At 43.4% G+C, this 12,466-nt stretch carries 12 protein-coding genes; 4 read left to right on the forward strand and 8 right to left on the reverse strand.

What is annotated here, in order from left to right:
* Positions 1–24: 24 nt before the first annotated feature.
* The gene (gdhA, locus tag PCRYO_RS09900) at positions 25–1,371 is read right to left on the reverse strand and encodes an NADP-specific glutamate dehydrogenase (RefSeq protein WP_011514255.1); all 1,347 of its coding nucleotides are present in this window, start codon (positions 1,369–1,371) and stop codon (positions 25–27) included.
* A 909-nt stretch (positions 1,372–2,280) separates the two neighbouring features.
* Positions 2,281–2,844: a GNAT family N-acetyltransferase gene (locus PCRYO_RS09910; protein ID WP_041753210.1), complete on the reverse strand. Its 564-nt coding sequence runs from the start codon at positions 2,842–2,844 to the stop codon at positions 2,281–2,283.
* A gap of 343 nt (positions 2,845–3,187) precedes the next feature.
* Here PCRYO_RS09910 and PCRYO_RS09915 point away from each other — a divergent pair, with 343 nt between their 5' ends.
* Positions 3,188–3,856: a DsbA family oxidoreductase gene (locus PCRYO_RS09915; RefSeq protein ID WP_011514257.1), complete on the forward strand. Its 669-nt coding sequence runs from the start codon at positions 3,188–3,190 to the stop codon at positions 3,854–3,856.
* A gap of 28 nt (positions 3,857–3,884) precedes the next feature.
* Positions 3,885–4,133, forward strand: a complete 249-nt coding sequence (locus PCRYO_RS09920) for a DUF2164 domain-containing protein (RefSeq protein WP_011514258.1) — start codon at positions 3,885–3,887, stop codon at positions 4,131–4,133.
* 89 nt (positions 4,134–4,222) lie between these two features.
* On the opposite strand, the gene PCRYO_RS09925 is transcribed toward PCRYO_RS09920, so the two are convergent.
* A complete protein-coding gene (locus tag PCRYO_RS09925; protein ID WP_011514259.1) occupies positions 4,223–5,347 on the reverse strand; it encodes an S-(hydroxymethyl)glutathione dehydrogenase/class III alcohol dehydrogenase in 1,125 nt (374 codons plus the stop codon).
* Between the two features lie 113 nt (positions 5,348–5,460).
* Between PCRYO_RS09925 and PCRYO_RS09930 the strand changes: the two genes are divergently transcribed.
* Both PCRYO_RS09930 and PCRYO_RS09935 read left to right on the forward strand, forming a co-directional pair.
* A complete protein-coding gene (locus PCRYO_RS09930; protein WP_011514260.1) occupies positions 5,461–6,327 on the forward strand; it encodes a LysR family transcriptional regulator in 867 nt (288 codons plus the stop codon).
* A gap of 138 nt (positions 6,328–6,465) precedes the next feature.
* On the forward strand, positions 6,466–6,984 hold the full coding sequence (locus PCRYO_RS09935; RefSeq protein ID WP_011514261.1) for a DUF302 domain-containing protein: 519 nt from the start codon (positions 6,466–6,468) through the stop codon (positions 6,982–6,984).
* An 88-nt stretch (positions 6,985–7,072) separates the two neighbouring features.
* Here the strand turns inward: PCRYO_RS09935 and PCRYO_RS09940 are convergent, their stop codons facing one another.
* The 5 genes from PCRYO_RS09940 to PCRYO_RS09960 all read right to left on the reverse strand — a co-directional run bounded on the left by PCRYO_RS09940 (position 7,073) and on the right by PCRYO_RS09960 (position 12,465).
* Positions 7,073–7,360, reverse strand: a complete 288-nt coding sequence (locus tag PCRYO_RS09940) for a DUF4031 domain-containing protein (RefSeq protein WP_011514262.1) — start codon at positions 7,358–7,360, stop codon at positions 7,073–7,075.
* 72 nt (positions 7,361–7,432) lie between these two features.
* Complete coding sequence (locus PCRYO_RS09945) at positions 7,433–9,736, reverse strand: transglutaminaseTgpA domain-containing protein (protein WP_011514263.1); 2,304 nt, start codon at positions 9,734–9,736, stop codon at positions 7,433–7,435.
* Entirely contained in the window at positions 9,733–10,794 is a 1,062-nt protein-coding gene (locus PCRYO_RS09950; protein WP_011514264.1) for a hypothetical protein, read from the reverse strand. Before PCRYO_RS09950 ends, PCRYO_RS09945 begins: the two co-directional genes overlap by 4 nt.
* Positions 10,795–10,936: 142 nt before the next feature.
* Entirely contained in the window at positions 10,937–11,944 is a 1,008-nt protein-coding gene (locus PCRYO_RS09955) for an AAA family ATPase (RefSeq protein WP_011514265.1), read from the reverse strand.
* 65 nt (positions 11,945–12,009) lie between these two features.
* Positions 12,010–12,465: a c-type cytochrome gene (locus PCRYO_RS09960; RefSeq protein WP_011514266.1), complete on the reverse strand. Its 456-nt coding sequence runs from the start codon at positions 12,463–12,465 to the stop codon at positions 12,010–12,012.
* Position 12,466 lies beyond the last annotated feature (1 nt).

Consider the following 12,466-nt stretch of genomic DNA (forward strand, 5'->3'; position numbering starts at 1 on the left):
TGTAGTATGATCTATAAACCGCTCTTAGTTCAAGATACCATAAGCAACTAAGGCATCGGCAACACGTTTAAAGCCGACGATATTAGCGCCAGTCATATAATCGATATAACCTTTATCAGTTTGATGGTATTTTTCTGAGGCTTCAGCAGCGCCGTCATGAATATTTTTCATAATAACTTTTAAACGTGCATCAATCTCTTCAAAAGTTTTGTACTGACGTACTGAGTTCTGTGACATCTCAAGACCAGATACTGCTACGCCGCCTGCATTTGCCGCTTTACCTGGAGCATAGTGCACACGGTGCAAGCGGATATGATCAATTGCTTCTGCAGTCAATGGCATATTAGCGCCTTCAACCACATACTTAATGCCGTTCTCAACCATCAGCTTAGCGTCGTCTTCATTCACTTCGTTTTGCGTGGCTGATGGAATAGCGATATCGCCTTTGATATGCCAAGGTTTTTGACCAGCGAACCATTCACCGCCATAGACAGCTACGTAATCTGCTAATGGTTGGCTTTTTGCTTTTTGCGCTTTTAACCAGTTTATTTTTTCTTGATTTAGACCCGCCCCATCATACAAGGTACCTTGGGAATCAGATACGGTGACCACAACACCGCCCAGCATATGAGCTTTTTCAGCGGCATGTAGAGAGACGTTACCCGCGCCTGAAACCAGTACTCGCTTACCATCTATGCGCTCATTTTGAGCCGTTAGCATATTTTCTAAGAAGTAAACCGCGCCATAGCCCGTCGCTTCCGTACGCATCAAACTGCCACCAAACCCTACGCCTTTACCAGTCAATACACCGCCGTATTCGCGGGTCAGGTTTTTATACATGGCAAACATATAGCTGATTTCGCGTCCGCTAACGCCGATATCACCTGCCGGTACATCCGTATCTTTATTGATATAGGGATGCAGCTCACGCATGAAAGCATAGCAAAAACGACGGATTTCGTTGTCTGACTTGCCCTTTGGATCAAAATCAGAACCACCTTTAGCGCCGCCCATTGGCAAACCGGTCAAGGCATTTTTAAAAATTTGCTCAAATCCTAAGAATTTTAAGACCGATTGATTGACGGTTGGGTGAAATCTAATACCACCCTTATAAGGACCTAACGCGTTACTAAATTGGACACGCCAGCCGCGATTGACCTGTACTACACCTTTATCGTTTTCCCAGTTGATACGGAAACCCATCACGCGGTCAGGCTCAACCAAGCGCTCAAAAACTTTGAAAGCATCATATTCAGGATGAGAGTCATATAGTGGCGCAATCGTGATTGCAACTTCTTTTACTGCCTGAATAAACTCAGGTTGATGGGCATAACGTGCTTCGATTTTTTCGATTGCCTGACTGATACTCATATAGGTTCCTTAGGGTAGAAATTGTAATCGTGCTGATTTACACCGGCGCACTATCGCATACCCGAAAATGATAGGATGGTGAACACAGTTGTAGGATTGATGTCGCTGCTATACGCTATTTGGTATAACAACTGGTGGGATTAGAATCCAACGGTTTGGGTCGCTAAATTATGATAAAGAAGCCCAGACTATTTTTATCTCACAACTGTATATCATTTTTTTGATGTATACGTCTAGTAAATATCGGCATCATCAAAAGTTATGGATAAGTTTTTATCATTAAAATATCTGAAAATAGTGCGTAGTAAAAATTTAATAATTAAAAAAAAGGTGATTACTTCAGAAAGCTTTAGACGACTGAAGCAAATATTGAAGCATTTGCCTTTAACACTGAATGAATAATGAATAATTATTTCATTAGCACTATCAAAAGGCGTCGATGAAGAGCGCATTCGAGCTATGCAGCTTTTATCGTCACTGGGTGATCTATTGGTCGCGAATTGGCTTGTGGTAGCACCGACCGTATTATGATTCAATGTATGAAAAACTATGTGATCATGACTTCATCAGGTTATAAGACGGCAATGAATATTAGGGCTAAACTGAATGATAAACTTGGCTTAATATTCTTAGATATTGAATGTGCTTTGGAGGCATTGATGAAATTAATGGGCTAAGTGGTGTTAAAGAACCATCAACGCTGTTTGATACCTCATCTAGCTATCAATCGCTTTATCAATAACACTTTAAATGAAAATAGGCACCCTGTCTTATAAAAATTATTTAAGGCATTGCACACTGTTTATATGCAATGCGTCATTAGCACATTTAAGTAATGGAAATAGCCATTCACAATGAGATGTTAATACATTAAGGCATCTGATGTGGCAACGCTCATTCTAAAGCTACTTAAACTGCCTGCCACTGCTGCCGAGTGATCTTATATAGCACATGTTCAGCGAGTAAATGATTTGACTCAAGTGCAGGATGATAAAAATTGTTTTGCGTATCAGTCATTCTGATACGCTTCATAAGCAGTTGAGAACGCTTATTAATCACAGCAGTAAATGCAACCACCTCATCAAGCGCCAGCTCGCTGAAAGCAAAATCTAAAGACGCACGAGCAGCTTCAGTTGCATAGCCTTGTCCCCAAAAATCCTTACGCAGTCGCCAAGCAATCTCAACACAGGGAGCAAAAGACATATCAGCATGCGTCTGATTTAAGCCAACAAAACCAATAAAGTCATCGTTTTTGTTTGAACAGTCTTTTAGACTAATCGCCCAAAATCCCCAACCATTATCTTCAATCAGCTGCTGGCATTTACTCGCAATAATATCGCTCACTTTAGCTGATAAAAGCTTGGGGAAATACTTCATAACCTCTGGATCGGCATTCATAGCAGCAAATATTGCAAAATCGCTTGCTTGCCACTGTCTAAGATAAAGACGCTCTGTTTCTATATAAGGTTTCATTCGGTACTCTATAAAGCTCATTAAATTGCCTATTTACCTAATTTCTCAAGCCATTCTTATGATGGCTACCCAGTTTAAGCCGCCTTAATCAATAGTTGGCTTATTATTATGGCTGGTAGTTATCATTAGTAACTTATCCGCCATTGTAATCACCTAGCCTTTCTCTTAGTATCGTTTGATAAGTATCGTTTGATAAGTATCGTTTGATAAGTATCGTTTGATAAGTATCGTTTGATAAGTATCCCTTAATAAGCATATTGATTACAGTCAGCTTCAGGTAAGAAAGCTTACTTCAAATGGTACTTCATTAGATAAAAAACAGACAATAAATTAGGTGAAAAATATGGAAAACTCAAAGCAGTTAACATCAGAGCAGCCACTGCGCATCGATATCGTATCAGACGTGGTCTGCCCTTGGTGTGTCGTCGGCTATCGCCAACTGGCAGCCGCACTAGAGCAAACCAATACTGATCATGAGATACATTGGCATCCGTTTGAGCTAAATCCTAATATGCCAAGCGAGGGTCAAAACATGCGTGAGCATATCATGGAGAAATATGGCTCAAGCAAAGCCGAGTCAGACGCTAGCCGCACTAGAATAGCCGAAGCAGGTTCTGAGGTCGGCTTTGAGTTTAATTTTACTGATGACTTGCGTATGCACAACACCTTTAATCTGCATCAGCTTTTGCATTGGGCTGAGCAGCAAGGGCGCATGCATGAGTTAAAGCAGGCATTATTTATCGCGCACTTTACCGATAATAGAAACCTCTCTGATATCAGGGTACTTGCCGATATTGCTGCAGAGATTGGGTTAGATGGTAAAGAAGCGTTGACGGTTTTAGAAGACCAGCGGTTTGCCAATGCCGTACGTGAGATAGAGCAGCATTGGCAGCGGCAAGGTATTCAAAGCGTCCCTGCTATCATTTTTAATGAGCAGCACTTGGTTAGTGGCGCGCAAGGCGTGGATAATTATGTCAATATTTTAGAGCAGCTAGCCAATATGCAAGAATAAATTAAGATTTTTTAGTAGGACCATTTGTATGAATAAAGATAAACCAATCACCCTATCAGATGAAACTGAGATCCTTATCTTAGATCAACTACGGGTTTATATGAATGATGAATTCGATATCGATATTGGCAATTTGCCCGCTAAGTTCTTATTGGATTTTATCATCGAAACCGTAGGTCCACATTTATACAATCAAGTGGTCGATGATATGGAGCCATGGCTATACGAGAGGTTTACGGGGATGTTAGAAGACATGCATAGCTTTAAAAAGGACTAAAAGATAGACAGAAAAAAGCCGCTCCTATCATAGGTATTATAGGAGCGGCTTTTTTCTGTCTATAGTACTAATTTTATAACTGTTACAAGTTAAAAATGAATAACCGTACGGATACTCTCGCCTTTATGCATCAAATCAAACGCTTCGTTGATGTTTTCTAATGGCATCGTATGAGTGATAAAGTCATTTAATGGAATATCACCTTGCATATAACGATCGACATAGCCGGGTAATTCCGTGCGACCTTTGACGCCGCCAAAAGCTGAACCACGCCAGACTCGACCCGTTACTAGCTGGAATGGACGGGTTGAGATTTCTTTGCCTGCACCAGCGACACCGATGATGACTGACTCGCCCCAGCCTTTATGACAGCACTCAAGCGCTGAACGCATAACATCGACATTACCGATACACTCAAATGAGTAATCTACACCGCCATCAGTCATCTCAACGATGACCTCTTGGATAGGCTTGTCATAATCTTTAGAGTTGATGCAATCAGTTGCGCCAAGCTTTTTGGCGAGCTCAAATTTATCTTCGTTAATATCAATACCGATAATACGACTGGCTTTTGCCATTTTTGCACCGATAATAGCCGCTAAGCCAATACCACCAAGACCGAAAACCGCAACGGTCGCGCCTTCTTCAACCTTAGCGGTATTCATGACTGCACCCAGACCAGTGGTCACACCACAACCAAGTAAGCAAACTTTTTCTAATGGTGCATTGGCGTCAACTTTGGCTAAAGAGATCTCTGGCAATACCGTATATTCAGAAAAGGTTGAGCAACCCATATAATGGTAGATTGGCTGACCGTCTTTATAAAAACGGGTGGTGCCATCTGGCATTAAGCCTTTACCTTGGGTCTCACGTACCGCTGAGCATAAGTTGGTTTTACCTGAAGTACAGAACTTACATTCGCCGCACTCTGCAGTATACAAAGGAATGACATGGTCACCCACTTGCACGCTAGTCACGCCTTCGCCGATTTGCTCAACGATACCGCCACCTTCATGACCTAGGATAGCTGGGAATACACCTTCTGGGTCTTCACCAGATAAGGTAAACGCATCGGTATGGCAGACGCCACTAGCGATGATTTTAACCAATACTTCGCCTTTACGCGGTAGCATGACGTCCACTTCTTCAATCGATAATGGCTGATTAGGGCCCCAAGCAATGGCGGCTTTTGATTTGATAAATTTATCTGACATAAAAGTCTCTCTTTTTAATGGTTGAATTTTAATAGTGTGATTATTTTATATTACTTCCCTGCTAATGATAATATAGCATATTTGCAAATATCTTTTACACAGTGGTAATAATCATGAAGTGGGATGGTATCAGTGAGTTTGTTTACGTGGCAGAATTTGAGAGCTTTACTAAAGCGGCGTCCAAGCTTGCCATCTCGACGGCTCAAGTGAGTCGGCAAGTCACTGCACTGGAGAAGCGGCTCAATACCAAGCTGCTGTATCGAACCACGCGTAAAGTGTCGCTAACAGAAGAAGGGCGGGTGTTTTATCAGCATTGCCGCAGCATCCTTGATGGACTCGATGCCGCAGAGCAAGCGGTCAGTAATTTGCAGTCCAAACCGCAAGGTCGCATCAATCTGACAGCTCCTGTCACCTATGGAGAACAGCAGCTATTGCCACTGATAAATGATTTTATGGTGCAATATAGTGATATCGAAGTGACGGCTTTTTTGAGCAATCAGAAGATTGATTTGATTGAAGGTGGTTATGATTTGGCAATACGTATCGGTAAGCTGAGCGACTCTACGATGATGGCAAATAAACTCAGTCACCGTACCAACTTTGTCTGTGCATCGCCCGCTTATTTTGAGAAATATGGTCGCCCAAAAACCTTGGATGAGCTGAGTCAACACAGCTGCTTATTGGGTACACTTGATTATTGGCATTTTAAAGAAGCAGATACAGAGCGCAATATACGCGTGAGCGGCAAGATACGTTATAACAGTGGTTATAGCTTGGTTGATGCCGCGCTAAAGGGGCTTGGTATCGTACAATTGCCAGATTATTATGTACAAAAACATCTAGCAACCGGTCGTTTAATGACGGTATTGGACGGATATAGAGAGCAAGAAGAAGGGATATGGGCAGTCTACCCGCACAATCGTCATTTATCGCCAAAAATTAGGCTGTTGGTGGACTATCTAGCAGATCATTTGGCGTAATAATTCGTTAAGGCCTATTGCAATGCGACTCTTTACTATGCACCGTTTATTACGCACAATGTAATGATGTATTATAAGGACTCGATGTTGCCAACCATCACTCACTGAATAAACGACCACCATAAAAAAGGAATTTTTATGCTTAAGATTATCTCTATTGCTGCCTTAGCTTTGGCTGTATCCTCTTGCGCCAGTGTTGAAAATATTTTAAACGCGTCTGATAAGATGCCATCAACGCCAGAAACGATGATTGCTATCAATGCTAAAAAAGGTTTGGTTACGATGCAAAGTCCTCATTCCGTGCAAGATACCGCTGATAAGCTGGCAGCGATTATTGAAAGCAAAGGTATGAAGGTGTTCGCACGCGTCGATCATCAAAAAAATGCAAAAAGTGTCGATTTAACATTAAGACCAACACAAGTCATTATGTTTGGTAATCCAAAAGCGGGTACGCCATTGATGCAATGCGAGCAAAGCGTCGCCATCGCCTTACCGCAAAAAATTCTCATCAGCGAAGATGCCGATAAAAAAGTATGGCTGTCATATAATAATCCTGAGTATTTAAAAAATCGTCATAATATTAAGGGTTGCGATACCGAGATTGCTAACATCTCAAAAGCGCTTAACAGTGTTAGTAAGGCAGCTATTGCCAAGTAAATTTCTAGCAAAAAATTTAATCAATAAAAAGGTGGGTAGCCAAATCGCAACCCACCTTTTTTCTATCTCTAGAATATTAACTTATTTATTAGCAATGCTCAGAGCGTGCTATTTGCTCACGCAACTCTACTTTTAATTTCTTTGCACATTCTATAATCTTTTTTCGATCGGCAGGGATAGCACCATACTCAATCGCTATCTCTCGCATTTGTACGGTGACATCGTAGTGCGGGTAACTGGCATGACGATGGAATAAGCGCGCATCCACTTCAATCAACGCAGCAAAATCATGCAGCTCTTGCAAGGTATCTGCCAGCAGATGGCACCACTTATAGCCTTTAAACTCTATCTGCATAAAATCCACGTATATCGCCATAAGGCTATCCCTTTATTTATTGCTTTAAAATAATTTAAGTACTTTTACTCTAGTGCATCTACCACACACAAATCAGTATAACCTTGGTAATTCCCTTACGTCTTTCTTTAGCTGCTTAAGTACTTGCTGGTACTCATTATTACTCATATCTATCGTGCTCAAACGCCCATAACGCAGCTGACGATAATCCTGTTTAATCTGCTCGATTTTCATTTGAGCCACTGTTAAAGCATTGCTGTCTACCAACTGACTAGGACTACTACTCTGAGTATTTGTCCCTGTGTTTGCTTCAGGTTTTGGACGAGCACTTGTATCAAGTGACATTGCCAAGCGTTCAAGCCATGCCAATTGCCCTTCACTCTCAAACCTAGCCAACGTTTTATTATTCTTGCCAATACGTTTTGATAGCTGTGCAAGTGGCAGATCTGCTGGATGCCAGCGCTTGCGGCGGCGTTGCCAAATGACAAAAACGAGAATTACCATGACGGTAATAGCACTCACTGCCAACCAAATAATTTGCTGCATCACTGAGCGGATGTTAAACCATTTGAGTAGTGAGTCCGCTTGCTTGTCCTGATCGTAACCAACGACGTCTTTTTGCCAATAGTAACTGGCTTGATCTGAGAGGCGGCGTAAGGTTTGTAGCATTTGATACTGCTGATAGCTGATTTGCGCGCCAGCGCCATCGCCGAATATCGCTGCTCCTTGCGACTGCGTCAGCGCATCCATGCCTTGCTCGACGCGCTCAGGCGCAACAAAAGCTGTCGGATCGACACGTACCCAGCCTTGACCCTCAAGCCAAACTTCCGTCCAAGCGTGTGCATCCTTTTGTCGCACCTCCCAAACATTGCCGCCGCGGCTTAGCTCGCCACCTTGATAGCCTGCCACGACCCGTGCAGGTATGCCAGCTGCCCGCATCATAAAGGTAAAGCTGGAAGAATAATGCTCACAGAATCCCGCTTTGGTCTCAAATAAAAACTCATCAATACGATTATTATTCAAGCGTGGCGGCGATAGCGTATAGCGAAATTCCGTTTGGTTAATCCAGCGCTCAATAGCTGCCATATAGCGTAGAGGATCTGAGCCTGACTGGACAAAAAGCTGCTGGGCTAATGCTCGTGCTTGTGGGTTGCCTTTATTAGGCAAGGCAAGATTTAGTCGTCGCACCTCGTCAGTGAGTATAGGGTCAATCTGCATCGGCGTAAACTGTGCTACATCGTAGCGCAGCTGCTGCGTGACAGGCTGGTCTTTTAACAAGGTAAAGTCTGAGGTGACACTGACATCTTGCTGCTGGGTAAACGGATAATCGAGTCCAAATAACCAGTTCTGCTGAGTAGGTTCTAAGATAATCTGATAAGTGTTGGGGGCAGCTTTCACCGCATCAGGAACAGTCGAAAATGCATTTTTAATCCAAGTAGGTATAGGTAACGTAGGCTTCCATGCTCGCTGCTGAGGGCTTTGACGCCAAGTAATGCCATCAAAATCGCTAAATACCAAGCCTCGCCAATACAACTCCTGCTGCGGGGGTCGATTGTCTGTAAACTCTACCCGAAAAGCCAATTCGGTTGACTGACCTAAATTAGCAAAATCACCTGGCGACATACTATCAGAGACGCCTGTGGTCGCTTGCTGCCCTGATAACTGTACTGACCACAGTGGGGGCAAACGCGGAAAGAATAGAAACAGCACCACCAATAATGGCAATGCTCCAATGCCCAATACACCCAAGGTGCGCAGACGACCATCACCGCGACTATTACCATCATCATTTAGCGCGATAAATGCCAACAACACAACAATCATGCCACAAATCACTTCTAAAGTCGTTATTAACCCTTGATCCATCAAAAACAACGCTGCAAGTACAAACAATGATAAATTCAACACCACATAAGCATCGCGGCGCTTGTAAAGCTCCCACAGTTTACTGATAAGGCAGAGCACTAAAAATGCCACACCCATATCCAGTCCAAATGCAGTATTGTAGGTCAGCCACAATCCTGCCAGCCCCAATAAGAAGCCAAGCATTTGCATGCCTTGATAGACGCGTTTTAAATATGCTATTTTTTTAAAACGCACTTTGATGCGTGGCAATTGGGCAATAATACTGACGACAGCAAAACCCATTAGCCATAATGGTAAGTGTGCCGCATGAGGTAAGATAACAATGACTTGGGCAATTAATACCCAATAATAGGCTGGTAGCGCTAAAAAATTGCGATACCATTTTCTAGCGTAACCGTGGTCAACACTAGCGCGGGTGCTTTGACCCGTTGCCAATTGCTCAAAAATGGCTGTCTCTGTAGAATTTTTAGTAAGAAAATCGATCGATACATTTTCAATGTCATTTGAGGAAGATCGTTTAGAATTGTTCATGGCGCTTTTGCCAATCTTAGTAAGCAAGCTTGTGCAAAGCTGTCGCCCTCGCCCGTCATTACCGCAGAGGAAAATTCAGACGGTGCCTCATTTGGTAAGCACATATTAAACGGCACACCCAATTGCCCTAATATGAGCGTGCCATGAGCCAGTTGTGCCAGCTTCTGTTCATGATTAGCCGCTGGCATATCGGCATAATCCAAGGTTTGCTCGTGACCAACAGGATCGGCAAAATGCTTGGTAAGCATACCCTGACCGCGTGCCACATGTCCCCAAGAAACCCGTGCCAGTGACTCTCCTTCGATATAGACATCTAGCCGCTCAAAGTCATCTTGACCTTGCCGATATTGCCCGCCTGTTGGTAAATCCTCCTGACTGGCAACTGCATACTGCGCTTGCCAATCAAATACTTCAGGTTTTGGATAGACCCAAGCAGTACGGGCAAAATAAACGTAAGACCACGCCCGCATAATGCCCAAAGGGTAAACCGTTTTTATTTTCAACCGTGGTAATTCAAACTGCCCACGATTCTGGGTCGGTACAGGCAAGCGAATAATTTGCTCGTTTTGCAGTCGTGTCACCAGTATTGACTGTTTATTATCAGCGCTATGTTTAATTTTTTTGCTGATGTTTTTATCTTTCTTGCTATTAGCCTTGTCATCAGTCTGCTCAAAGCTAAATAACAACTGCCGTCTTGGTTGACGGCTCTCACTGCGCAGCTGCAAAGTCACCCAAACAGGTGCACCTGCTTCTGCCATAGTCACCTCAAGCAAACGTACTTGCAAACCTGAAATGTGCGCAAAGGTTACATGAAAGCTGATCAGCCAGACGCTGACCAAATAAAAACATAAACCTAATACCAAGTTATTGCCATAGTTAATACCGGCAATAAAAGTAATGATCAGCAGCACCGCAAATAGCATGCCTTCCCGGCTAAAAAAAATATAGACATTACGCAAATTGAGTTTGGGGCTGTCACTTTTGGGCGCACGCGAGGCGAACCAACGGCTTAATGCTGAAGTGGCTGGTACGGTGAAAGCTTTTGGCAAAAGGCTCATGGCTACCCTATCATTACCATAAAATTGACAATATCATTGATATTCAGAGAAAGCGTTCGATACCAATATGTTGAATAATTACTTAGAGAATCACCTTCAGTGTTAAATGATTTTAGATGAGCATTTATCGAATCATAAACATTTAAACAATAACTGCTACTTCTGCCAAAATACGTTGAGAAATGGTCGGGGTAGCTTGCCCGCCAGTGACATGGGCTGGCACAAAACGCTGACCCAAACGATGGTCAGTGACTGCAGCAAATACCGCTTGAATATCTTCAGGCGTGACCTCCATATGTCCTGATACATAGGCGTAAGCCTGCGCGGCGCGCTGTAGCGACAATAAACCGCGCGGCGACAGCCCATGATACTCTTGGCTTGCTCGCGTCTTTGCGACCAGACGCTGAAGATAATCCAAGACCACATCTGCGATGTATACCTGCTTAACCCCTTGCTGCGCCAATAACACCGCTTCCGTATCAAGCACCGCACCCAAACTTTTTAAAAGCTCGCGGCGATCTTGACCTTTTAACAATGCCCGCTCTGCTGCAGCTGATGGATAACCAAGCGATAAGCACAATAAGAATCGATCCAGCTGCGATTCAGGAAGTGGGTAAACACCTGCTTGCTGCAAAGGGTTTTGAGTGGCTATCACAAAAAATGGCTTGGGTAAGGGATAACTTTGCCCATCTTGTGTCACTTGCCGCTCCTCCATCGCTTCAAGTAAGGCGCTCTGGGTCTTGGGGCTTGAGCGATTGATCTCATCAGCGAGCAGCAGCTTAGTAAAGATAGGACCTGCTCGAAACTCAAATTGGCGCTTATTTTGATCGTAGATACTCATGCCCAATATATCGGCAGGCAGCATATCATTGGTGAACTGCACACGGCTAAAGCTCAAGCCTAATAATTGGGCTAAACCTTGTGCCAAGGTCGTCTTACCCATACCCGGCAAGTCTTGTAGCAATAAATGACCACCTGCTAAAATACCACTAAGCGCAAGCTTAACTACTTGCGATTTATCCAATACGATTTGATTCAATTGCGCCATTAACTGAGCAATTTTTTGCTGATTATGGCTATAATCAGCAGCACTAGGCACCGTTTGAGGACGCGTTTCTGATATCAGCTGATGTTTCGATGAAAGGGGCATATTAGGGGCTGCGTTAAGGCGATTATGGGTTTAATTTGTGAGGAAAAAAAGGTATCAGGTAAGGGTTATTTATCATTTTCAACACTTGGGGCAGCTGCGCGAAGGGTAGACAAGTAAGCGATCACATCAGCGCGCTCTTTAGAATCTGGCATCGGGTCTGACAGCATTTTAGAATCTGGCATGGCTTTTTCAGCATCCGCAATATAAGTATCAAGCGTTTGAGCATCCCATACCCAACCCGAGGCTTTAAGTCCTTCACTATAAGTATAATCTGCAAGTTCCGCTGCCGGCGCGCCATAAATATTCATCAGCTGCGGGCCTTTTTTATTGAGACCGGGGTTTAACTGATGACACTGACCACAAGCATCTTGATATATGAGTGCACCATTATCGGCATCGCCTTCAATATAAAGCGGTAGCGTAACAGTAGCACGGTAATCAGGCGGCGTTTTCTCACAAGCACTTAGCAGCAAAGCGGCGACAAGCATACCGACCAGTTGATATTTATTGACTATAGACATG

The sequence above is a fragment of the Psychrobacter cryohalolentis K5 genome, from assembly GCF_000013905.1.
Classification (GTDB): domain Bacteria; phylum Pseudomonadota; class Gammaproteobacteria; order Pseudomonadales; family Moraxellaceae; genus Psychrobacter; species Psychrobacter cryohalolentis.